At 57.4% G+C, this 23733-nt stretch carries 16 protein-coding genes; 5 read left to right on the plus strand and 11 right to left on the minus strand.

The features are described from left to right. The first annotated feature begins 372 nt into the window (after nucleotides 1-372). The 3 genes from PSR62_RS01285 to PSR62_RS01295 are packed head-to-tail and all read left to right on the plus strand — an operon-like array spanning nucleotide 373 to nucleotide 6168. Nucleotides 373-1800, plus strand: coding sequence for a TolC family protein (locus PSR62_RS01285; RefSeq protein WP_274408311.1), 1428 nt, complete (start codon nucleotides 373-375; stop codon nucleotides 1798-1800). After that, a complete protein-coding gene (locus tag PSR62_RS01290) occupies nucleotides 1793-3064 on the plus strand; it encodes an efflux RND transporter periplasmic adaptor subunit (RefSeq protein ID WP_274406031.1) in 1272 nt (423 codons plus the stop codon). Before PSR62_RS01285 ends, PSR62_RS01290 begins: the two co-directional genes overlap by 8 nt. After that, nucleotides 3061-6168, plus strand: a complete 3108-nt coding sequence (locus PSR62_RS01295) for an efflux RND transporter permease subunit (RefSeq protein ID WP_274406032.1) — start codon at nucleotides 3061-3063, stop codon at nucleotides 6166-6168. The genes PSR62_RS01290 and PSR62_RS01295 overlap by 4 nt, the downstream gene beginning before the upstream one ends. A 43-nt stretch (nucleotides 6169-6211) precedes the next feature. Here the strand turns inward: PSR62_RS01295 and ahr are convergent, their stop codons facing one another. The 11 genes from ahr to PSR62_RS01350 all read right to left on the minus strand — a co-directional run bounded on the left by ahr (nucleotide 6212) and on the right by PSR62_RS01350 (nucleotide 19796). Then, nucleotides 6212-7222: an NADPH-dependent aldehyde reductase Ahr gene (gene ahr, locus PSR62_RS01300; RefSeq protein WP_274406033.1), complete on the minus strand. Its 1011-nt coding sequence runs from the start codon at nucleotides 7220-7222 to the stop codon at nucleotides 6212-6214. A gap of 59 nt (nucleotides 7223-7281) precedes the next feature. Further along, entirely contained in the window at nucleotides 7282-8439 is a 1158-nt protein-coding gene (locus PSR62_RS01305) for an alkene reductase (protein ID WP_338020265.1), read from the minus strand. A 121-nt stretch (nucleotides 8440-8560) separates the two neighbouring features. After that, entirely contained in the window at nucleotides 8561-8728 is a 168-nt protein-coding gene (locus PSR62_RS01310; RefSeq protein ID WP_274406035.1) for a hypothetical protein, read from the minus strand. 24 nt (nucleotides 8729-8752) lie between these two features. Next, entirely contained in the window at nucleotides 8753-9391 is a 639-nt protein-coding gene (locus PSR62_RS01315; protein WP_274406036.1) for an arsenate-mycothiol transferase ArsC, read from the minus strand. Nucleotides 9392-9568: 177 nt separating this feature from the next. After that, nucleotides 9569-10417, minus strand: coding sequence for a dienelactone hydrolase family protein (locus tag PSR62_RS01320; RefSeq protein WP_274406037.1), 849 nt, complete (start codon nucleotides 10415-10417; stop codon nucleotides 9569-9571). A gap of 115 nt (nucleotides 10418-10532) precedes the next feature. After that, nucleotides 10533-11975, minus strand: a complete 1443-nt coding sequence (locus tag PSR62_RS01325) for a PQQ-binding-like beta-propeller repeat protein (protein ID WP_274406038.1) — start codon at nucleotides 11973-11975, stop codon at nucleotides 10533-10535. A 170-nt stretch (nucleotides 11976-12145) separates the two neighbouring features. After that, complete coding sequence (locus tag PSR62_RS01330; RefSeq protein ID WP_274406039.1) at nucleotides 12146-13594, minus strand: hypothetical protein; 1449 nt, start codon at nucleotides 13592-13594, stop codon at nucleotides 12146-12148. Next, a complete protein-coding gene (locus PSR62_RS01335; protein ID WP_274406040.1) occupies nucleotides 13581-16250 on the minus strand; it encodes a serine/threonine-protein kinase in 2670 nt (889 codons plus the stop codon). Before PSR62_RS01335 ends, PSR62_RS01330 begins: the two co-directional genes overlap by 14 nt. Further along, nucleotides 16250-16927, minus strand: coding sequence for a sigma-70 family RNA polymerase sigma factor (locus PSR62_RS01340; RefSeq protein ID WP_274406041.1), 678 nt, complete (start codon nucleotides 16925-16927; stop codon nucleotides 16250-16252). Before PSR62_RS01340 ends, PSR62_RS01335 begins: the two co-directional genes overlap by 1 nt. A 113-nt stretch (nucleotides 16928-17040) precedes the next feature. Then, nucleotides 17041-18132, minus strand: coding sequence for a matrixin family metalloprotease (locus PSR62_RS01345; RefSeq protein WP_443217339.1), 1092 nt, complete (start codon nucleotides 18130-18132; stop codon nucleotides 17041-17043). Nucleotides 18133-19034: 902 nt separating this feature from the next. Further along, nucleotides 19035-19796: an SDR family NAD(P)-dependent oxidoreductase gene (locus tag PSR62_RS01350; protein WP_274406043.1), complete on the minus strand. Its 762-nt coding sequence runs from the start codon at nucleotides 19794-19796 to the stop codon at nucleotides 19035-19037. Nucleotides 19797-20368: 572 nt separating this feature from the next. Between PSR62_RS01350 and PSR62_RS01355 the strand changes: the two genes are divergently transcribed. Next, nucleotides 20369-21880, plus strand: a complete 1512-nt coding sequence (locus tag PSR62_RS01355) for a sulfatase (RefSeq protein WP_274406044.1) — start codon at nucleotides 20369-20371, stop codon at nucleotides 21878-21880. A gap of 167 nt (nucleotides 21881-22047) precedes the next feature. Further along, a complete protein-coding gene (locus PSR62_RS01360; RefSeq protein ID WP_274406045.1) occupies nucleotides 22048-23523 on the plus strand; it encodes an arylsulfatase in 1476 nt (491 codons plus the stop codon). The last annotated feature ends 210 nt before the right edge of the window (nucleotides 23524-23733 follow it).

Consider the following 23733-nt stretch of genomic DNA (forward strand, 5'->3'; position numbering starts at 1 on the left):
CGTACCTGCTTAAGACCAAACATTTTGCAGCCCAGGCTTGTCGCCCTTGGACCGGATACAGCATCCACTCTTTTGGCCCACTCTCTTGCGTTCCAAAACGCAAACTCAATGCCTCGAATCGCGAGGCAAAGCACCTCGCCGAGACTCAACACTCACCGGTCGTTGGCTGCGTGCCGCATTGAATACGTGTCAAAACCAAGGCTTCTGCAAAGGGAGCAGCCACGCCAACGGCGAACGACTGGGGCAGTGCCTGGGCGGTGATCGCCTTGTCGACCGTCGTGAAACACGACGAATAGCGTGGGAGCCCCGTAGCAAGTCTTGAATTGGACTGGATTTCGGAGCACCGAATCTCGTAGTTCCGCCTTCATGTCCATGGTTCGATTCGCGAGGTTGCTCCCCGCCCGGTGGCTGATTGCATTGCTGCTGGTCGGTGCGGGCTGCGCCAATCCAGACAACACCTGGACCTTTCGATCTCAAACGCCGCCTCCGTTTTCCGCAGAAGGCGAAGTGGTTCAGCCAGACCGTTGGTGGACCAGTTTCAACGACCCAACACTCAATGCGGAAATCGAAGTCGCGCTGCAAGGCAACTTCACGCTTGCTGCCGCACTGCAACGATTGCATGCGGCTCGGGCCGTGACACGACGCGAAGCCTCGGACCTGTGGCCCGACCTCAATGGGATCGCGGACTATGGAAGCACCATGGGTCCTGGCAAGGATCGTTCCAGTTTCATCTGGGGATTGGATGCGGGGTACCAAGTCGACTTGTGGGGCGAGATTGAATCTCGTGTCGACGCCGAACGATTGCGAACCTCTGCCACGCGAGAAGACTACCAGGCGATCGCACTGACGCTGTCCGCTGAGATTGCACGGACATGGTTCTCACTGATCGAAGGCCACGCCCAGATCGAGTTGCTCAACGAACAACTCGACAACAACGAAATGGGCTTGGCATTGCAGGAAGCTCGCTTTGCCTCGGGACTGATCCGCAGCCCTGACGTGCTTCGGCAACGACAACTGGTCGAAGCCACCCTGGAACAAATCGTTGTCGAAAAGGTCCGGATCGAAGTCTTGGAACATCAACTCGCCGTGCTGCTCGGTGAAATGCCTCAGTCCGCGGAATACGACCCCGGGTCCGATCTGCCGGCCCTGCCACCGCTGCCGGCCACTGGCCTGCCGTCGGAATTGCTGAAACGCCGCCCGGACGTCCGCCGCGATTACCTGGCTTTCCGTGCCGCGGACCGAGACCTCGCGTCTGCGATCAGTGCCCAGTACCCGCGGATCAACCTCACCGGGTCGCTGCTGAATGTGTCGGAATCGCCTGAAACGCTGTTCCGCGATTGGTTTGTCTCGATCGGTGCACAAATGATTGCCCCGCTGTTTGACGGTGGGCAACGCCGAGCTGAAGTCGACCGCAACGCCGCCGTCAAACGCGAATTGTTCAATGTTTATGGGCAGACCATGCTGAATGCTTTCAGTGAGGTGGAGGACGCCCTGGCCCAGGAACGGTACCAACTCGAACGCATCGAACACTTGGAAAACCAAGTCGAACTGGCTCGCCAATCGTCGGAGCAATTGCGGGAGCAGTACCTGATCAGCGACGCGACTTACCTGGATGTGCTCAGTGCAATCACTGCTCAGCAAAGATTGCAGCGCGAACTGCTTTCGGCTCAACTAGACTTGGTGCTCATTCGCGTCTCGCTGTACCTGGCGTTGGCTGGCGATTTTGACACCCGCTCCCAAGACTTTGAATTATTGGAATCCACCGTGGAAATCATTCCGGAGACCGTTGTCGATGAATGATGCGTCGAAACAGCGACCCAAGTGGCGCTGGCTTCGCATCCTAGGAACCACCATCACCTGCTTGGCCATTTTGGGTGCGTCCGCCGCTGCGGTGTTCGTGATCAACCAAACCGAACCCACCGCCCAGCAGATCAATGCCACCCGAAAATCGGCGGCTTTGGTGGAAACCATCCCAGCGGAACGAGGCAACTACTCCCCTCAAGTGGTGGTGCTTGGAACGGTCGAACCTGCCCGGGATATCACGGTCAGTCCGCGCGTCAACGGCCAAGTCGTCGAACTCTCACCGGAATTCATTCCGGGTGGCCTGGTTCGCCAAGGCGAGTCGTTGCTGCGAATCGATCCAGCTGATTTCGAAAATGCGATCTCGATCAGCAACAGTGAATTGCTGCAGAAAGAAGCGTTGTGGGAAATCGAACAGGCACGCCAGCGGTTGGCGGTGAAAGAGCTGGAAATGCTCGAGGACACCATCGATGACACCAACCGCGGCCTCGTGCTACGCGAGCCACAAATCGCATCCATCAAAGCCGAGATGGCTGCGGCGAAGGCGTCACTGGAACGTGCCCAACTGGACCTTGATCGGACCCAAATCACCGCTCCCTTTGACGCTCATGTTCTCTCGCGGTCCGTCAACATCGGTTCGCAAGTTGGCACCGGGGACGAACTTGGCCGCCTGATCGGTTTGGAAGAATACTGGATCATGGCCGCGGTTCCCGTCCGAACGCTTCGTTGGGTCCAGTTCCCTGAAACAACGGAGGATGGCGTTTCAATCGAAGGTTCCAAAGTCATCCTCCGCCACCCAGATGCCTGGGGTCCAGGTGTCGAGCGAGAAGGGCGGGTCGCTCGACTGATTGGAACACTCGACCAACAAACACGCCTGGCCCGCGTCCTGATCACCGTGCCCGATCCACTCGGGCGTGAATCCGATGCACCACCCTTGATTCTCGACACGTTGATCGAAACCCAAATTGAAGGTCGAGAGATCCAAGACGTCGTTCGATTGCCCCGCGATTACGTACGCAATCAAGACACGGTGTGGGTCATGAAAGACGAACAACTTGAGATCCGGGAAACGCAGGTTGTCTTTCAAGACGCAGAGTACGCTTACATTCGCGAAGGCATCGAAGCGGGCGAAGAGATCGTGATCACGACCCTGGCGACCGTCGCCAACGGAGTCGGACTGCGCAAGATCACCCACAACGACACCGATCTTGATGTCGACTCCGATGAGGCCAAGGAAACAGCAACCAAGGAGACAATCGAGTGACCTCGTTGTCCAAACTGGTTCCGGAGGGCGGCCCGATCGCCTGGATGGCTCGCAATGCGATTGCAGCCAACCTGCTGATGCTGCTGTTGCTCGGTGGCGGCATCTGGTCTGCCTTCGCGATCCAGAAAGAAGTCTTTCCTCAGTTCCAACTCGACATCGTGGAAGTGACCGTTGGTTACCCAGGAGCCGCTCCCGAGGAAGTCGAACAGGGTATCCTGCGTCCGATCGAAGAAGCCGTCCGTGGCGTCGAAGGAATTCGCGAACTCACCAGCGAAGCTCGTGAGGGACGCGGTGAAGTCCTGATCGAATTGGTCGCCGGCGAGAACCGCATGAAGGTTCTGCAGGATGTCGACCAAGCGGTCAGCCGAATTCGCACCTTCCCGGATCAGATCGAACAACCCGAAGTTCGCCTGCAATCACGCCAGCAAGAAGTGATGCAGGTTGCCATCTATGGACCAATCGACATCTGGGCTCTGCGAAAGTTGGCCGAACAACTTCGCGATCAACTGCAATCCAAAGAACAGATCACGCAGGTCGAACTGCGCCGCGTGCCAGCCTATGTCACGCATGTCGAAATCCCGCGACAACGACTGCGTGAATACGGCCTGACTCTGCCCGACGTGGCTCAGGTCATTCGCGAATCGAGCCAAGACGTGGCGGCGGGGTCGGTGCAAACCACCGCGGGTGAAATCCTGCTCCGCGTGAAAGCTCGCAAGCAATGGGCGGAAGAGTTCGCCGGCATCGAAATCGTCTCCGGACGCGATGGCCCGATGGTGACGCTTGGTGACATTGCCACGATTCGGGACGGATTCGAAGACGTTGGCTTTCACTCTCAGTTCAGCCAAACGCCATCGGTCGAACTCGACATTTTCCGTGTCGGCTCGCAATCTCCCATCGATGTGGCCGAAGCGGTCCACGAGACGATGGCAGAATTTGAAACGGTCCTTCCTCCCGGTGTGAAGTGGCGTATCGACAGCAACAACGCCGAAGAGTTCCGCCGACGATTGATGCTGGTCGCGGAAAACGCCGCGATGGCGGTGGTGATCGTGCTGGTGATTCTGTCGCTGTTCTTGGAATTCCGATTGGCATTCTGGGTAATGACGGGCATGGCCATTTCCTTCATCGGCGGTGTGCTGCTGTTGCCCGTCGCCGGTGTCAGCATCAACATGATTTCGCTGTTCGGATTCCTCGTCGTCTTAGGGATCGTGGTCGACGACGCGGTGGTGGTGGGCGAAAACGTTTACGAAAAACGCCAAACGCTCCAGGATCACGAGGCCGCCGCCGTCCAAGGCACCCAAGAAGTCTCCGGTCCGGTCACGTTCAGCATCCTGACCAACATCGTTGCGTTTGTTCCGTTGTTGTTCATCCCCGGTGAGACAGGCAAGTTCTGGGGCCCGTTGCCGATCGTTGTGATCATCGTGCTGTCGCTTTCGCTGGTCGAATCCTTGTTCATTCTCCCCGCCCACTTGGCTCACGCTCGCGACGCAGGTCGCAAACGCAACGGGATCGGCGGCCGCTTGCATCACGCCCAACAAAGGTTCAGCCAAGCATTCAACCGATTGGTGGAATTCTTCTATCGCCCCATTTTGACCATCAGCCTTCGCCATCGATACGTGACGGCTTCTCTTGCCTTGGCGTTGTTCGTGGTCATCGGTGGTTATGCAACCAGTGCCCACATGGGTTTGATTCTGATGCCCGAAGTGTCGGCCGACGAAATCGAAGCTGGCGTGCGAATGCCTGTTGGCACGACTCAGGCCCAAGCTGCAAAAATCGCTGACACGGTGACTCAGGCCAGCATCAAAATGTTCGATGAGCACAATCTGTACGAGGTCGCCGAAGGCATCAAAACCAACGTCCGCGGACAGAGTTTCATTGACGTGGAAATCGTGCTGAAGCCACCAGACCAGCGTGACATGACCGCCAACCAAGTCATCGAACTGTGGCGAGAACACATCGGCGATCTACCCGGCGTGAACCAAGTCACCTTCGAAGCAGAAAGTGGTCCCGGTGGTCACCGTCGCGACATCAGCATTGACCTCAGTCACAGCGACATCGAGGTGCTGGAAAAAGCTGCCACGGCGTTCGTCGAACGAGTCGAATTGTTCGCCAACGCCAGGGATGTCAGCGACAACTACAACAAAGGCAAAATCCAATACGATTTCCGATTGCGTCCCGAGGGACGCGCCCTGGGACTCACCGATGAGGAACTCGGTGAACAATTGCGAGGTGCCTTCTTCGGATCGCTGGCGCTGCGTCTGATTCGGGGGACCAACGAAACCGAAGTTCGTGTCAAACTTCCCGAAGAGCAGCGGGAAGACATTCATCATCTCGAAGACTTGATCATTCGCACACCAAGCGGGGCAGAGGTCCCACTGCTCGACGTCGCGGATGTCGAAGAAACACTGGCCTTCCGATCCATCAATCGTCGCGATGGACGTCGCGCGATCAATGTGTCGATGGATGTCGAACCCAAACGTGCTGCCACCCAAGTCATCGAAGCCTTGCGTTCCTCAGAACTTCCCCGACTCCGCGAAGACTTCCCCGGGATCACCTGGAGCTTCGAAGGCAGTGACGCCGAAATGCGGCGAGCCACGGCGTCCCTGTGGGGCTCCTTCGGATTGGCCCTCGCGGTGATCTATTCGCTGCTCGCGATTGCATTCCGTGGTTACGTGCAACCACTGATCGTGCTGGTCGCGATTCCGTTCGGCGTGGTGGGAGCGATCATCGGCCACATCATGCTGGGCTACGATCTCTCACTGGTCAGCTTGATGGGCGTGATTGCTCTTTCCGGCGTCGTGATCAACGACTCGCTGATCATGATCGACTACGCCAATCGACACCGAAAAGGCCAGTCCGCGTTCGACGCGATCTCACAGGCCGGGCTGCGTCGTTTCCGACCGATCATGCTGACCACGTTGACGACCTTCGGCGGACTGATGCCATTGATCTTCGAGGACTCCCTGCAGGCTCAGTACATCATTCCGATGGCGATCTCACTGGGTTTTGGAATCCTGTTCGCCACTGGAATCATTCTGGTGTTGGTCCCATGCCTGTACCTGATCCTGGAAGACATCCAGCAAATGTTTGCGACGGAAACGGAGTGACCTTCGCAAACGGCTTGCCAAGCGAAAGCCGATGCCCGCCTTATCAATCGCGGTCCAAGATGATCCGGTAGCGAGCGTCTCCACTTCGCAAACGTTCAAACGCGTCGTTGACTTGGCTCATTGGATAGTGCTCGGTCACGGGAGCGATCTGGTGCCGCGCCGCGAAGTCCAGCATCCGGCGGATGATGACGGGCGGTCCCACCGGAGAAGCTCCCAATGACAATTGATTGAAAAGCATGTGCGGCAGCAGACCGATCTGCATTGGCTCCGTCACTGCCCCCACCATGTGAAGTCGTCCGTGGGTTTTAAGTGTGCCGAGAATCGCATTCCAATCCAGCGGGACGTTGACGGTCGAGATCACCAAATCAAACCGCAGGTCGGTGTCTTTGATCGCGTCCATGTCACGGGAGTTCAGCGTGTGATGGGCTCCCATCTGCAACGCTTCTTCCTGTTTGGATTCCGAAGTGAAGGCTGTCACTTCACATCCCCACGCATTGGCAAACTTCAGAGCGAGGTGTCCCAACCCACCAATGCCAATCACGCCCACCGACGATGTCGGCGAAAGATCCAATTGCACAAATGGATTGAAAACCGTGATGCCGCCGCAAAGCAATGGCCCAGCCTCCTTGGCATTCAAAGGATCCGGGATCTTGACCACGCTGGCCGATTGAGCGCGCACCGTGTCCGCGAATCCACCGTGGCGACCGGCAATGGTCGCTTGAGCGTCTGAGCACAGGTTGTGATCGCCGCTCATGCATTGATCGCACACCATGCAGTACCCGGCATGCCACCCCAACCCCACTCGATCACCAACCGATAGATGCGTCACGTGCTCGCCAACGGCCCCGATTTTCCCGATCACTTCATGGCCGGGTACCAAGGGGTATTCGCTCATCTCCCAATCGTTGTCGACCATGCTGAGATCGCTGTGACAAATGCCGCACGACTCGACTTCGATGTCAACTTCGTTGGGGCCAAGCTCACCAAGTTCATACTCGAACTCTTCAAACTTACCCTTGGGTTCCTTCACCGCGTACGCATGGACGGTTTTCATAATGCTTTGACTTTGACAAGAGGAGGGAATGAACAAGAAAACGCCGTCGGCAAACGCTTTTATTCCGCGTTGCAGGCTTCAGGTTCTTCGACAGTGTCTTCGGACGAGGCAGCTTCATAGGTTGGGAAGTCCGTGTAACCATGCGCATCGTGCGAATACCAAACCGACATGTCGGCTGTTTCAGCCAAAGGCCAACCGTTGGCGAAACGTTCGACGAGGTCCGGATTGCTGATGAACGGCCGGCCAAAAGCAATCAAATCCGCCGAACCGTCCACGATGGCCTCTTCCGCGGACTCCCGGGTGTAGCCAACGTTGCCCATCAACGTACCACTGAAGACCTTTCGGAAATCCGCGAGCGTCATCGCAGGACCAAGTTCATGGAAACCAAACCCGGTGCCGTCCATCACGTGCAAGTAGGCAAGTCCATGCGCATCCAGCTGGCGAGCCACATACGTGAACTGCTCGACGTATTCGGGTGACCCCATGTCGTTGAACGAACCGTTGGGAGCCAACCGAACGCCAACACGATCGTTGGACCAAACGCTGGTGACCGCATCGACAACCTCACCCAGCAAACGGTAGCGGTTCTCAATGCTGCCGCCGTATTGATCATCGCGTTGATTCGACTTGGACTGCAAGAATTCATCCAGCAGGTAGCCATTGGCGGAGTGGATTTCGACGCCATCGAATCCAGCTGCCTTCGCCCGTTTGGCCGCCTGGCGATAATCTTCCACGATGCCTGGCAGTTCGCTGGTTTCGAGAGCACGTGGCACTTCGTATGGCTTCTTTCCCGATGGGGTGTGCACGCCGTCGCCTTCGATCGCGATGGCCGAGGGTGCCACCGGCAGTTCACCGTTATGAAAATCACTGTGCGATGCACGTCCGGTGTGCCACAACTGCAGAAAGATTCGGCCACCGGCTTGGTGAACCGAGTCGACCACGACCTTCCAACTTTCCGCCATTTCATCGGTGGAGATGCCCGGTGACTGCGGCCAACCAATGCCTTGTTCAGACACCACGGTCGCTTCGCTAATGAGCAGACCGGCGGAAGCTCGTTGCGTGTAGTACTCGGCCATCATTTCATTGGCCATGCGTTCCACCCCGGCGCGTGCTCGTGTCAGCGGAGCCATCACGATCCGGTTGGGCAGCGTCAGCCCACCCAGTTCGAGAGGCTGGAACAATGCGGACTGGGACGAATTGGAACTGGAACTGTTCATCTGATCGAGGCCGTTGAAGTTGATATTCGAATGAGATTTTCGGTTCATCACGTGGTCGCCACCTCTCGGGGCGTCACACTGTAGATGTCCGACTACGGCATCGCCCCGCAAAGCGTGCGCCTCAATCAAACTCAACCTCGGTTTGCAACAGGATTTCCGGCACCACGGCATCGGTGCCCATTTGCGCCACCGACGGCTTCGTCCTGTCGCCACTGGAATCTTGGGCCGCACCACCGATCACACAGCGGCAGGCGGGTGAGTCCCCAACGCTTGGCGAGTCGGTTCCCATTCAGCATCGGATGGCTGCCGCAATTCAGACCAACGACATGGCGTACAGCATCTCTCGGGCGATCTGCTGAGAGCGTTCGTCGTAGATTTCAGCTTCCTGAGACGTTCCGTCGGACACCTTCGGATCCTCGTAGCGGATCGGCAACCTCAGATCGCATCCAGGAACGAACGGGCAAGCCTGGTCCGCACTGGAACACGTCATCACCGCCGCAAATCGGGCCGTTGGATTGGGCGACTGGTTGTAGACTTTGGAAAAGCACTGCAACGGCTCGGCGTGTTCCGCATAGCGGACCGAATAAATCGGATTCTGATCCTCTTCCGATTTCACAACGACCTGAAATCCTGTCCGCTTCAACGAATCAACCACTCGTGGATTCATTGCCGTCGCTTCGGTGCCCCCTGAAAAGGTGCGCACACGCTGCACACCAAACAGGTCCGCAGCCACCTTGGCCCAAATTTGAGCGAGGTGACTGCGGCGTGAATTGTGAGTGCAAATGAAAGTCAATTGCACCGGTTCGGACTCCTGAACTTGCTCGCGGATGTACGCCGCCAATCCCTTCAGTTCGTCCTTGCGATCCCCAGGGATTTGGTCCGCCTCGGTTTGGCATTGCTGAACAAAGACGCCCAAGGTTGGGAACAAACCAATGGCATGCAGCTCACTCATGGACACTCTCAAGAACAGGCAAAATCCGGCAGACGTTCCAACGACGGTCACAACTTCTGAATTGCGACGCAGAACAATCGTTCAACGACGATTAACGATATTCTGCCACCATCCTGACGTCAACCAGTCCGCCGCGTCCCAGACGCTGGTGCCCGGTCCTCACCTGCGGACGCTGCCTCAAGCCAGAGCTTTTTCGAACAACGCGAGCATCCGGCTCCAAGCCTTCTCAGCCTGCTCTGGATTGTGAACGCGGGTGTCGGGAGGGCACCAACCATGCCCGGCCGGATAGACTTCGATCTCGGCAGAAAGATTGGCCTCTTCAAAGGATTCCTTCAGCACGGTCTTGGCTTCCGGATCGCGTTGGTCATCGTTCTCCGCAACCGCGATCAGAAAGTCCGCTTTCATCTTTGGAATCAACCGATGCGGGCTGTCGTCCCCGTCGGACACCAATCCGCCACCATGAAACGTAGCCGCCGCACCGATGCGATCGGGAACCGCAGCGGCGGTTCGAAAGACGATTGGCCCACCCATGCAATAGCCGGTGGTCCCAATCGGCTTGCCTGTGTCGACCTGGGATTGCTTGTCCAACCAAGCCACAAACGCTTTTGCATCCGTCGTGTGGGTTTCAGGAGTCAATGAACGAGCCAATGGCCGCACATCCGAGATCGAAGTGTTCGCTCCGTTGGCGGCCGTCGGTGCTTTCTGCTGGCGATAAAATGGATTGACGACCAACACGCTGTACCCCGATTCGGCCAAACGTTTTCCCATCTGACGAAACGCGGGACGCAAACCAAAGATGTCCGGCCAGATCAGAACGGCAGCATGGGCTCCCGCCGATGGAGCCACGAAGTAGGCGTCGCACTTGCCGTCGGGGGTTTCGATTTCAACGTCTTGCTCGCTGACTTCGGCCGCATTGGCAACTCCCGGAAGCATCATGGCGGCACCGATTCCGGCCGCAGCCAAGGTGCCGATGTCTCGGCGAGAATACTTCTTCAGATCTTCTTCGAAATGGTCCTGATCACACATCTTGAACTCAACCGTTTGACGGGGCACTGGGAAATGGTTTGAGAAACAAATTCGGAGTCACATCATAACCCGCCCGCCACGCCGCGACGACTCGCGAACGCGGGCGAGCCTTCCGCTACTTGCCGATGCAGTACAGATGCGATTTGCTTCGCATGAAAATTTGGTCCCCGACGATGGCTGCAGACGCATCGATTTCATCGGCCAGCTGATTCGTAGCGACCACTTCCATCTCACTGCCGTGACTCAAAACCAAAGTGGTTCCATCGCGTCCGGTGAAATAGATGTGATCCGCCGCGGCAACAGGCGATGCATAGACCGTCGAGATCTCTGGCAGGCGTGTTTGATCAATCACCAGTTCACCGGTCTTGGCCTGGCGAGAGACCAAGACACCGTTGTTGGCCTTCACGAAGTACAGCTGACCTTTGTAAAGCACCGGGGAAGGCACATAGGGAGCCGCGTCTTCTTCGATCCAGGTGATCACGTCACTGTTGGTGACATCCCCTTTGGCACTCAGTGGAATCGAATAAATCGCGTAACCACGAAAGCCGGTCATCACGATGACGTTGTCTTCAAAACGAACTGGAGAGGGGATCGGGTTGCCAGCCTGCCCGCCACACTCCCAAATCAGTTCTCCGGTTGCCAAGTCATAACTGCGGACTCGCTTGGAACCGTTGGTGATGACTTGTGTGCGGCCTTCGTACTCAGTGATCAAAGGCGTCGACCAAGTCGTTTGTTCATCGCGGCTTTGACGCCATTTTTCGTCTCCGGTCGCGGCGTCCAAGGCGACGATGAAGGATTCGCCTTCATGATCCCAGGGCACCACCAAGGTGCCGTTGTGGACTGCAGGCGAACTGCCTTCACCAAACTGATTGCGAGTTTGCATCTGGCCCAAGTCGACGCTCCAGAGTTGTTTGCCGTCGAGGTCCAAACAAAAAACGCCTCGCGAACCAAACGACATGTACAACTTCTCGCCATCGGTGATGGGCGAAGAGGAAGCCAGAGTGTTGGTGTTGTGGCCGGCTTCGTGAGGCACCTCTTGCGTCAACGATGTCCGCCAAATTTCTTTGCCGTCCGTACGATCGTAGGCAATCACCATGAAATCGTGATAGTTCGTCGGTTTCGCATCTCCGCCTCGACCGCCGCGTCCGCGACCTCGCCCGCCGCGTTCCGGTCCACCGCGTCCACCTTCCGGACGTCCTCCACCAGCGCGTCGTTCCCCGCGTGGCGGAGCGGCTTCCGAGGATGCCTCCACCGGTGCTTCGCTGGAGTCAGCACCTTCCGCCTTGCGCTCGGTTTTCACCGCCGTGCTGACGTACACCCGGTCGCCGAGAACGATCGGGGTGCTGCTTCCGAAGCCAGGAACGTCAATTTTCCAGAGAATGTTTTCCGACTCACTCCAGGTCGTCGGCGGATTGGATTCCAAAGCGGCCCCAGACGAATCAGGACCTCGCCACTGAGGCCAATCGCGGTTCACATCATCGCCAGACGCGGACGAAAACGCGATTGGAGAACAACATGCCAACAGTGCCAAACCACAGAAAACGGTCGAGTGACGCAAAATTCCAGCTCCAAAATGACGAGGGGTAGTCACAGGGAACGTCCAGAACGGCCCCGCTGAAGCATTGAACCCGCAAAGCCCGCCCAAGTTCCGTTTTGGCGTTTGCGATCCACGGCACTCTCCGCATGCGGCCCCCCTCAGCCCCCAGCCCCCTCCGTACGCAACACCGATCAGCGGCTGGTCAGCAGGACTCCTGAACGACGTCGACGTGCGTTCAGTGCCAAAGTCCCCGCAACGATTGCGACACCCGGGTAGGCGAATCCTGACAACCGCAGTGGCCGAGTGTCCAAAGCAGGCTGTGCCAGTGCATCGGTCTCAAACGCGATCGCCGCCAACACTGCATCGCGAACTTCGTTCACCACGACTGGGCCCGGAACCGTCTCCGCTGAAGCCATCAAACCGATCGTCCGGTGAACTCCCACGGTCGCATCCAAAGCGATGTCCACCATTCCAGGTGAGAACGTCGGCACGACCGTTGGCAATGCGTCCTGGAATCGGATCCCATCGATCAAGCCGGTGGGAGAGCCAAACCAACTTGCCAAAGCGTCGTCGACAGAATGCCCTTCCAACAACGGCGTTTCGCTGGTGTCACGAACACGGCCCGATTCGATGTCCTCCGTCAGATCATCCGTTGCATCTCGAGCCACCTTGCGAAGTTGTTCGAGAGTGCGTTCGTCCAATTCCCAGGCGTCATCGTCCGGCCGAGAAGAATCCAACGACACGTCGCCGCTAGAAACTTGGGGCAACCAATCGATCGTTCCCCCATCCACTTCGCCGGCGAGAGGCGACGACGAATCAACCGCCGCGATTTGCGAGTTGTCACTGGTGCGATTCGTCCGTTCGGCGACGTTCGCGCCTGCAACCGCGGCTGTTGAATCATCGACGGAGGCAACCGACGATCCACTGCCTTGAACGGCACCGGTGTTGTTCGTTGAAGCATTCGATGCGGATGATTTCGACTCGCTGCCTCGACCTGTCGAACCAGACTCCGAGGAACCGGCGGCGGAGTTCGCACGGGCCAACACGGTTCCTTCGCCCGCCGACGAACGAACATTTCCGCCGCTCCAACCATCAAGCACATCACCCACACTCACACTGTTGGATGGTCGCGGCGCAGCAACCACAAACTGAACCGCCCACAGCACGGAATTGGAATTGGACGACTGAACGATCTGATTGTTGGACGCTCCTTCGAACGAAGTTTGTGAACTTACCTGCGACGATTGACTGGTCAGATCGCTTGTTCGCAAATCACCGCCGCGAGATTCACGCCCGGAAACGGGTTGCCCCCGATCGTTCTGTCCTCCATCACGTTGACCAGAATGACCATGTTGCGGCGAAGGCCGTGAGATAGCAGCGAAGTCTCGCATCGGGCGTGCGCCGCCGGAATCCTGCGAACGCTCTGAAAGAATCTGAAACCCCGCACCATCGCGCGCGCTACCGGAACTGATTTCGGTAGCTGCACGTTGCAATGTCGGAACCGCTCGATCCATTTGCGATCGGTCCATTCCTTGGGTCGCAGCACCCAAATCAGAATGCGTGAAGATCCCACCGGCCAACAGAGAACGTGATTCAAGTTGTTCGAGCAATAAGATTCGCGAGTCGTTACTTGGCTTCATGAATCAATCCTTGTAGCTCTTCTTGAGGCAGCGTATTTCCGGCCGAAGGCATCACGCTTTGATAGTTCGCCCGGTGCTTTCGCAGGTATTCATTGTACCGAACAACTTCCGGTGCAACCGAAACCGCGACCGATTGCAGAGAAATGGCTTGGGAATACGCCTTGGCGGCGGCCTCTGCATCCCCCAGTTGCTGGTGAAGGAATCCGTAGTTGTTCCAAACTCCACCCAGCATGCTCTGCGTCTCGGCGTCATCTGGAAATTGAGTGGCGAGCGGTTGCCCAACTTCCAACGCCTTCTCAAACGCCATGCGTGCCTTCCCCAACGATTTCATCTTCGATCGAACCAAACCCAAGTGATTGAAACTGAGTGCCAAATCCCTTCGGTAGTTCGGGTGATTGGGCCAACGAAGCACGACTTGGTTGCCCATTTCGATGGCTTGCTCGAATGTCTCGATTGCTTTTGCATTCCTCCCCATTGCGGATTGTGCCGCGCCGAGCGTATTGAGCGTCACCATCGTTTGCCCGGCAATCGCTGCGTCACCTGGTTCAGCCTGCAAGAAACTCAACTGGGACTCCAGTGCTTGACTCGCATACTGGATCGCTCGTCCAGGGTCCGACTCCGTCAGCAAGCCTGCCAGATTGGACTGAACCGCTGACAACTTTTTCGAAATCGGATCCGTATTCGATTGCGATAATTCGTCTGTGTTTGACACCAAATCGATGGCCAACGGCTGCAGACGTTGAATCGATTTGGTGAAATACGATTCCGCTTCCGTTTTCGCATCGGTTCGCATCAACAACAAACCCATGTTGTTCATCGTGGTTGCCAACGACACTTCGACCTCGCGGCGTTGTGGAAACGCGGGGCCCTGATCAGCCAGCTTCCGTTGAAGCGTCATCGCCCGAACAAAATAGCGAACTGCCTCTTCTAGTTTCCCTGCCCGCACCAAGGCTTGTGCCAAGTTGTTCTGGCACGTCGACCAGTGCAGTCGCACGGGATCGTTGGGACCCGTATCCGCTGCCAACGCCGCGTAGATCGATTCACTGCGTTTTAGCTCCATGATCGCTTGCTCACTGTCTCCCAACTCCGATTGCAGCGCTCCCGCTTTCGCAAGTGTCATCGCCAGGTCCTCGCGCAGTGCGGGATCGTCTTTGACTTCCGCTGCGAAGAGTTCGTAGTACTGCAGTGTTTCCAACAAAAACTGCCGACGCACCGAATCAGCCCCCGGAACATTGGCCAGAGACTCAGCCATTTGAGCTCCCAAACGATCGATCGCTCCGCGCGCCAACAACTCGCTCCGAGTGGCTCGCGCCAAATTGTCGTCCGACACGCTCTTCGCCGCTGCCAACTTCGCGTTGTAAATGGTCGACCCAACCAAACCCAAAGTCACAATCAAAGCCGCCGACAATGCGACACGACGATGCTTCAAGGCCAAACGCGTCAACCGATCCGCGACAGATGGTGGTCTGGCAATGGTGGGTTCACCGCTCAGCACTCGATTCATGTCCTCGGCGAACTCCTTGGCGGTCTCGTATCGATCCTCGCGATTCTTGGACATCGCCTTCGCGATCACGGTCCCTAAATCACGAGGCAAATCGGGCCGCAATAAATGCAGGGGAATCACCTCCTCGTTGTCGATCTTCTTCAGAATGGTTGCCGCATCTTCGCCTTCATGGGCGTAACGCAGCGTCAGGCATTCGTACAACGTGGCGGCCAACGAATACTCATCGGCTCGTCCATCAATCAAAGCCGATTGCCCACGAGATTGCTCGGGGCTCATGTACCGCATCGTGCCAATGACGTCGCCTGACCGAGTCAATGACATCTCGGTCTGACAGCGAGCCAACCCAAAATCGGTCACCCAAATCTTGCCGGATCGATCGAGCATCAAGTTGGATGGCTTCACGTCACGATGGACCACACCATTTTCGTGGGCAACGTGCAACGCGTCAGCGATGTCGATTCCCCACTGAACCACTTGCTTCCAAGCGTCGCGTTTTCGTTCCGCCGACTCCGCCCGAGATTCGCCGGTGGACGTCCCCGATTCCACGGCAAGCTCACCAGCGATTTTCTCCTCCCGACGTTCCCGCACCCAAGCATCCAAGGCGATGCCATCGATGAACTGCATCGCGTAGTAGTGAACGCCTTGATGGCTGCCGACACTGTGGATCGGGACAATGTGAGGATGCTGCAGCAAGCCAGCCGCGTGGGCTTCGTTTTTGAACCGAGCGATCTGGTTCGAGTCCAACATGGAAGCCAGCGGCAGCAACTTGATCGCGACGCGTCGATCAAGCGACTGCTGACTGGCTTCGTAGACAACCCCCATCCCACCACGACCAATCTCATGATGCAAAAGGAAGTCACCGAGTTGTTTGTCCGCCGGCAGCGGGACCGAAGGCGCATCGAGAGTGGGGTGCATCCCGGCGGCCACGCCATAGAGAGCTCTCAGCTTTTCGAGGTAGGCATGAAAGACGGACCCCAAGTCTGGGTTCTGCCGAACGATTTCATCCGAGTCCAATGACTCGCCGTTTTCCAAACCGACCAAGTACTCGTCCAACAATTTCGTCAGCCGAGATTGTTGCTCGTCATTCAGACCGCGCAGCAGCGATGGATCCGTCGATTGCGATTCATCCGTCGACAATTCAAAGGCGACCATCAACGCTGGTCCTCGGATGCTTTGAAACTCTCCAACGCTCGCAACCAAAGCATCCGAACAGCACCGCACTTGCGATCCATTCGCTCCGCGATCTCATCGAACGAAAGCCCTTGCAACACCCGCAGGACGATCACTTCGCGGTAATGTGGTTTGAGTTTGCTGAGCTGATTGGTCAACTCAACCGCGCCTTCCCGGGCACGCATGGGAGCACTTGGCGAGGGTTCATTGCCCGCCAAAATCCCCGCCCAATTGCAAGCCGACTCCTCCAAGCGATTGCTGACCGCTTCCAATGAAACTTCGCGACGAATGTCTCGTTTTTGAACCTGTACGTGGCGTTTGAAACTGCGATGCAACGTGTGAATCAAGATGGTCCGCAACCAACACAGCAACTCGCCCTGGCTGGTCCCACGGAAATCGCCGAAGTCCTGATGAGCTTCCAACATCGCTTCCTGAACGATGTCCGATGGATTGACTCGCTTGCGGAGCCGACGATCCAACTGCGTGCTGGCCAGAATCGTCAGATAATTCGTGTACCACTGAAGCAAGCGGCCAAGCGCATCACGATCACCATCCCGCGCGTGTTCCAACAACTCAAGAAAACCAGGGTCGTTGCCCCAGCCTTCTCGATCGCTGGAATCGTTTTCGCGCGCCGTCCATGAGGAGTCTGTGGCGACCATCACATTGCTTTCCGAAGAGTAGTCTGGCTTCGCATCATCATTCGCAAGGAACTAGTTGCGAGACAAACGACAAACCGCCAACTCTTTTTCAGCTTTTTTCAAAACTCATCGATTCAGCGACGAAACCTCGAGAACCGCTCCCGAGGGGCCTCCCGCCCCACCGCAACGAACGCCGCATCGACGCGGTCCAACCGCGATGATCTCGAAGAGACGGAATCCGAATCGGCTGCCTCGGCTTCTTCCCGAAAAGCCTCCCATTCCGCGAACGAAACACCGCCATCGGCGTTGACGTCGCACAACCCGTCCATCTCGACGTCATCGGACTCACCCTCCGATGTTTGATTGAGCCGATTGATGACCATCAACGCGTCCAATGCCGTTGTGCGATCGTCTTCATTGACATCCGTTGGGTTGACGTCGTTGTATGCATTCAGTTCCGCATCCAAACGACCGCTAAATCGTTGCCGGAAACTGTTTCGAAACCAGCGGTTCCAGACAAACCAACGGTTGCGGAAATCATTGTTTCCTGAACCCGAGTCCTGGTCATCGTCATTGTCATCGTCATCGCCAGGGTCGTCCGTCGAAGGATCTTCCAACACCGGGTCGTCTGCGGCATCCGTCGCCTCCTCATCCGTTGAGACTTCGGATTCGTCGGTCGGATCCGACTCGTCAACAGGCTCATCCGCCGCAGTATCTGCCGCCGCGTACAACTGGGTGATCGCAATCGCATCATCCTCGTCCAGTTCGCTGAACGATTGATTGGCGGAAACGAATGGCGCCAGAACACTTCCCGTTGCGTCCGTGTGATCCAGCCCCAACGAGTGACCGATTTCATGCACCGCGACCCAGACCAAATCAAACGCGGCATTGCCCAGCGAGTTGCCAACTTCCCAATTCTCCGACAGATCAAATTGGATGTCGCCTGCCAACCGAGCGGGGTTCACATCGTCGGGAAAATATGCCTGCGCAAGCGTGCCGGCTCGCCCGTCCAAGTTCTCGAACGAGATATCGATGGAATCATTCAGTCCGACTTGGTCAACTTCCGTGAACTCAATGTCCGCCACGCTGGCCCACGCATCGAACGCGGTTTCGATCGCTGCGTCGGTCTCTTCCTGCGTCAGCGAACTCGGCGAGCCCGAAATCGTATAGGTCAGGGCGGCGCTCCCCAGTCCCGGCCCATCCCAACCCAGGCTGGCGGCAAGCACTCGACGTGTTTCCAGAGACTGGATCGCAAGACGACGCGTTCGTTTCTTCCGCTGAATCATATCGGACTAACACTGCAAATTGAAAAGGGACAGAGGAGGCATCCGCGATCGTTTCAATCGCCAGCCCACCCACCACGAACCGGGCTCCGACCGCGCGTTCATCTGATGGACCACAAAGAGAGGGCATCTCTCTGCCTGTCACGTCACTTCCACACACCATTTTCACAAAAACACCCGTCTTTCGCGGGCACCTCCACCAACCCGATCGGTCCCAAATCCGCGTGACAAAAGTCGCGGAGCGACGACAGTTGGTTCGTCGCTTTGCTCACGTGTCGCCACTCCGTGGCTCTTGAGGTGTGGAGTTGCAACCAAGACCTCGGGTTGCAAACCCGAGGCTGACAGATGTCACCGCTCCGCGGTTGGGGTACGGGAACGTTCACGGCAACAGTCGCAGAGCGACGGCATAGGACAGCCTTGGGTTTCAACCCAAGGTGACAACGCTGGCCCTCCCAACCCAAAGTCGCGGAGCGACGACAGTTGGTTCGTGGGTTCGCCGCACCTGTCGCCGCTCCGCGGCTTTTCCGGTGCCGAACTCTCAGGCAAGGACGACAAAATCCAGGCCGCGAATTCTTTCCGCACTGTGAGCGACGAGGACATCCATCGCTTCGCCCGATTCCGACAAGCGAACCTGATAGTCACCGGTCTCGTTCAACGCTTGGCCGACTCGACGGGAGTTTCAATCGGAACAACATCGGATTCGAAAAACGCTAACAACGCAGAACCGCTCGCCGCCAAGCGGATCAGGGCCGCTCTTGAACCAGCGTCGCCGGACCGACAAGAACAGCCCACACTCGGCCCAACTGACCGATCATAACTCAAGAGAAGGTTCGACTCCCGATCAATCAGCCAAGGTTCGGTTGGCCATTGGAAGCACTCAACCCGCCGTCCACCGGCAACACGACTCCGTTGACAAAGCGAGCGTCGTGGCTGGCCAAGAATGCAATCACATCAGCCACTTCTTCTGGTTCCGCTGGACGCTGCATCGGAATGCGCTCTCTGAATTTCTGCATCAGTGTTTCGTTGGCCAGGATCTCTTCGGTCATCTCCGTCCCAGTCAAACTAGGTGCCACCGCGTTGACTCGCACTCCAACCGCTCCCAAATCCAACGCCAAAGCACGAGTGACATTGCTGACCGCACCTTTGGTCGCATTGTAGGCGAACGCCCCCCAATCACCTCCCAAGCCCGATACCGAAGAAACATTGACCACCGATCCTTGGGTCTTCTTCAATTCCTCCAGCGTCGCTTTGATCGTCAGGAAGACACCCCCCGCGTTGACGGCCATCTGCTGGTTCCAATCTTCCAATGAAACTTCGTCGATTCCCCCGCCCACAAAAATCGCCGCGTTGTTGACCAACACATCGATGCCGCCGAACCGCTTGAGACTTTGCTCGACCAACGATCGAACGTCCTCGGCGGACGAAACATCTCCTGTATGAACCAGCAACTGATCCGGCGTCCCAATCGCATCGGCAACCGCCTGCAGCTTGCCCGCCGTCCGCCCATTGAGAACGACTTGGTATCCATCACGAGCGAACCGCTTCGCGGTGGCGGCCCCGATTCCAGATCCAGCTCCTGTGACGATGACCGTTTTCTTCTGTGACATGTTCTTTCCTTGAAAGTTTTTCGTTTCGGATACCAAAACGGATGGCGTTTCGGAACACGATCCCGACACCCCTTGCGCCGCAAAACTCAACTCCACCCTGACACCCACGCCCATTCGGCGACGGCGTGAGAGGGCCGAACAGTGGTCCACCGCGAATGAAATTCCAAATCTCGCTCGTCGCCAAACGACAACATTTCTAATGAAACACGACCTTCCCACACCCCCCCAGAGCCCCGATGGAGACCTGCACCCCGGCTCGACGCCCCGGAACGATGCCCCCGACTCGGACTCCTCCTCAGCCGTCGCCGAAACCGAGGATGGTTGCAATGGATTTGCAGACAGGCCCCTCCTCGTGCAAAATGATCGCTCGATTGGGTGGTCAACCTCTGGTGTCACCGTTGGCGTCCCCGCCTCGAACGAGCTCGATACGATTGCCCATCGCCCTGCAGTCGCCCTAGCCGCGTGACAAACGATCGAATTCAATCTCCCTCTTTCATCCCCCGCATCTGTCATCCCGCCCCAGCCACCGCTCGTCAAGACGGGCGACAGCATCCCCGAGACCTGTTCCTCCAATGAACCTTCCCCTCCAAACACTCCTCGCGTTTTTCACGCTCACTTCCTGTTTCGCGCTCGCGACTTCCAACGTTTCGGTCGCGGAAGAACGCCCCAACGTGCTGCTGATTTTGGTCGACGATCTCAAGCCCGCCTTGGGTTGTTATGGCGACACGCATGCGAAGACGCCCAACATCGACGCCCTCGCCAGCCGCGGGATGCGATTCGACATGGCGTACTGCAACCAAGCCGTCTGCGCACCCTCCCGTTTCACGTTGATGCTGGGCTCACACTCCACATCGACCGGCTTGTACGGCCTGGGAAGCCAGCTTCGTCAGATCATCCCCGAAGCGGTCACGATGCCCCAGCACTTTGCCAAACACGGTGGCTACCGAACGGAGTCTCTGGGCAAAATCTTTCACATCGGACACGGCAACCATGGCGACCCGGAATCGTTCTCCGTTCCCCACTTCAAAGAAAAAGTGATTGAGTACCTGGAACCCGAAAGCACCGCTGGTGGGCAACTGACTCGCGAAGAGGCCTACTTCACCAACCAGATGCTGGGCCAGATCAAATCGCTTCCGCGAGGCGCCGCGTATGAATCCCCGGAAGCGGACGACGAAGACTACGCCGACGGTCGTGTGGCAGCGGAAACGAAGAAACGACTGCAAGCGGCAAAGCAACGCCGACAAACCGAAGGCACGCCGTTCTTCATCGCCGCCGGCTTCGCCCGTCCCCACCTGCCATTCAGTGCCCCTCAGAAGTACTGGGATCTCTACGACCCAGCTTCGCTGCCGATGCCTGAGCATGAAGCGTTGCCGATCGATGCACCGCAGGTCGCCGGCAAACGCGGCGGAGAGATCTCCAACTACAAACCCGTCCCCACACAACCAAACGCAGAGTTTGATGACGATCTCAAACGCAATTTGATTCACGGATACTACGCCAGCGTCAGCTACGTCGACGCCCAAATCGGCAAAGTGATTTCGGAGCTGGATCGCTTGGAACTTTCGGACAACACGATCGTGGTGCTCTGGGGCGATCATGGCTTCCACCTCGGCGACCTCGGCATTTGGACCAAGCACACCAACTACGAACAAGCCAACCGGATCCCGATCCTGATCACCGCGCCGGGTGTCACCCAGCCGGGCACCTCCACCAAGCAGTTGACCGAAAGCGTCGACCTTTTCCCGACACTGTCTGAACTGGCCGGACTGCCTGCACCAATGGGGCCGCAACCAAACGACGGAGTCAGCTTGGTACCCGTTCTCAAAGATCCGTCCTCCCGAGTTCGCGAGCACGCTTATCACGCTTTCCCCAAACGCAAACTGGGCCGAGCGATTCGGACCGAGCGTTATCGTTTGGTGCAGTGGCAAACGATCGATGGAGACGACGCTCCGGTCTTCGAACTCTACGACTATCAAACGGATCCGCTCGAAACCAAAAACTTGGCCGAGGATCACCCCGAGGTGCTCCAGCGATTGTCAAAGATATTGGCGAAATACCCCGCTCCCGCGGCCAGAAATCGCTGAATCCGGACCGCTGAAGCCGGGCGGCAATTCCCCCCGAGCCGGTGACGTCTTTCGAAGCTCGATGACGCAGATCGCTCTTACCGGCTCAGCCTAGGCGATTAGAATGCGAGCGGCTGATCTTCACGATCGCTGCTCCCAGCATCCTTCACCTCGCCCGAGAAACCTTCATGCGATTGGCTTCTGTCCTTCGATCTTCTTTCGCTGTTCTAACGTCGCTCTTCCTGCTTGGTTTGGCGACATCGCCGCCCAGTTCCGCAGCGGACGCCAACCGGCCCAACATCGTTTTCATCCTGGCCGATGATCTCGGCTATGGTGACCTGGGTTGCTACGGCCAAGAACTGATTCAAACACCTCGCTTGGATCAGATGGCAGCCGAGGGCATGCGGTTCACCGATTTCTATGCCGGCAACACCGTGTGCGCTCCTTCACGCAGCGTGCTGATGACCGGGATGCACATGGGACACACCCACGTTCGCGGCAACGCGGGTGGGCCGGACATGTCCAAACAATCGCTCCGCGACGAAGACGTGACCGTGGCCGAGGTGCTCCAGTCCGCCGGCTACACCACCGCCTTGTGCGGCAAGTGGGGTTTGGGTGACGACGCCCTGGGCGGTCGTGATGGCCTGCCACGGAAACAAGGTTTCGATCACTTCTATGGTTACCTGAACCAAGTCCACGCACACAACTATTACCCTGAGTTTCTGTGGCGAAACGAGACCAAGGTCGCCTTGCGAAACGAAGTCCAACGCCGCGACCGATCCTACGGTGGATTCACTGGGGGCTGGGCCACCAAGCGAGTCGATTACTCCCACGACCTGATCGCAAATGAAGCGATGGGTTTCATTCGCGAAAAAGCGACGGACTCCGCAACCAAGCCATTCTTTTTGTACCTCTCGCTGACCATCCCTCATGCCAACAATGAGGGAACCGGCATGTCCGGCAATGGACAAGAGGTGCCCGATTACGGCATCTACGCCGACAAAGATTGGAGCGACCAAGACAAAGGCCAAGCCGCGATGATCACGCGCATGGACTCGGACGTTGGTCGCATTCTCGACTTGCTCCAAGAATTGCAAATCGATGAACAAACCGTGGTGATGTTCTCCAGCGACAACGGCCCACACAACGAAGGCGGCCACAATCCAAAGAAATTCGATCCCGCTGGACCGCTTCGTGGCATGAAACGAGCCCTGACCGAAGGCGGCATTCGCGTCCCATTGATCGTTCGCTGGCCTGGCACGACTCCACCCGGCACGGTCTCCGATCACATCGGCTACTTCGGTGACTTGATGGCCACCACGGCGGAACTCGCCGGGACGGATTTCCCCGAGGACGCAGATTCCATCAGCTTCGCACCCACGATCGTCGGCCGCCCGGAAACCCAACAACCGCATGAGTACCTGTACTGGGAATTCTACGAGCAAGGCGGTCGGCAAGCGGTTCGACGCGGCAACTGGAAAGCCATCCGCCAACCTTGGATGACCGGCCCGACTCAGTTGTATGATTTGAAAGCGGACATCGGCGAAACGACCAACCTGGCAAGCGATCATCCCGAGATCGTCAAACAACTTGAATCGCTGATGGAAGAAGCTCACGTGCCGCACCCCAACTGGCAAGTGAGCGGGAAAGCTCCCAAACGCTAAGTCACTGGGTGGAACATAAGTGGCATAGGCTTCCAGCCTGTGATTGCACGAAACACAAGTCGAAGCCCATGCCACAATTCCGATCCAACACTCCTTCTTCCCTCGTTGCCAAGCCACGTCGCGCGTCTTAGCGAAGCACCTCAAGCGTTCCACACAGTTTCACCTGGGCATCAAAATTCACCTGGGTTTCAAAATTCACCTGGGTTTCAA

The sequence above is a fragment of the Rhodopirellula sp. P2 genome (genome assembly GCF_028768465.1).
Classification (GTDB): Bacteria; Planctomycetota; Planctomycetia; order Pirellulales; family Pirellulaceae; genus Rhodopirellula.

Excerpts from the sequence above, each read along its gene's own strand:
- PSR62_RS01350 (WP_274406043.1), bottom strand. The coding sequence starts at position 19,796 with ATGTCACAGAAGAAAACGGTCATCGTCACAGGAGCTGGATCTGGAATC.
- PSR62_RS01360 (WP_274406045.1), top strand. The coding sequence starts at position 22,048 with ATGCGATTGGCTTCTGTCCTTCGATCTTCTTTCGCTGTTCTAACGTCG.
- PSR62_RS01355 (WP_274406044.1), top strand. The coding sequence starts at position 20,369 with ATGAACCTTCCCCTCCAAACACTCCTCGCGTTTTTCACGCTCACTTCC.
- PSR62_RS01335 (WP_274406040.1), bottom strand. The coding sequence starts at position 16,250 with ATGGTCGCCTTTGAATTGTCGACGGATGAATCGCAATCGACGGATCCA.
- PSR62_RS01320 (WP_274406037.1), bottom strand. The coding sequence starts at position 10,417 with ATGTGTGATCAGGACCATTTCGAAGAAGATCTGAAGAAGTATTCTCGC.
- PSR62_RS01310 (WP_274406035.1), bottom strand. The coding sequence starts at position 8,728 with ATGGGAACCGACTCGCCAAGCGTTGGGGACTCACCCGCCTGCCGCTGT.
- ahr (WP_274406033.1), bottom strand. The coding sequence starts at position 7,222 with ATGAAAACCGTCCATGCGTACGCGGTGAAGGAACCCAAGGGTAAGTTT.
- PSR62_RS01340 (WP_274406041.1), bottom strand. The coding sequence starts at position 16,927 with ATGGTCGCCACAGACTCCTCATGGACGGCGCGCGAAAACGATTCCAGC.
- PSR62_RS01305 (WP_338020265.1), bottom strand. The coding sequence starts at position 8,439 with ATGAACAGTTCCAGTTCCAATTCGTCCCAGTCCGCATTGTTCCAGCCT.
- PSR62_RS01285 (WP_274408311.1), top strand. The coding sequence starts at position 373 with ATGGTTCGATTCGCGAGGTTGCTCCCCGCCCGGTGGCTGATTGCATTG.
- PSR62_RS01330 (WP_274406039.1), bottom strand. The coding sequence starts at position 13,594 with ATGAAGCCAAGTAACGACTCGCGAATCTTATTGCTCGAACAACTTGAA.
- PSR62_RS01290 (WP_274406031.1), top strand. The coding sequence starts at position 1,793 with ATGAATGATGCGTCGAAACAGCGACCCAAGTGGCGCTGGCTTCGCATC.
- PSR62_RS01315 (WP_274406036.1), bottom strand. The coding sequence starts at position 9,391 with ATGAGTGAGCTGCATGCCATTGGTTTGTTCCCAACCTTGGGCGTCTTT.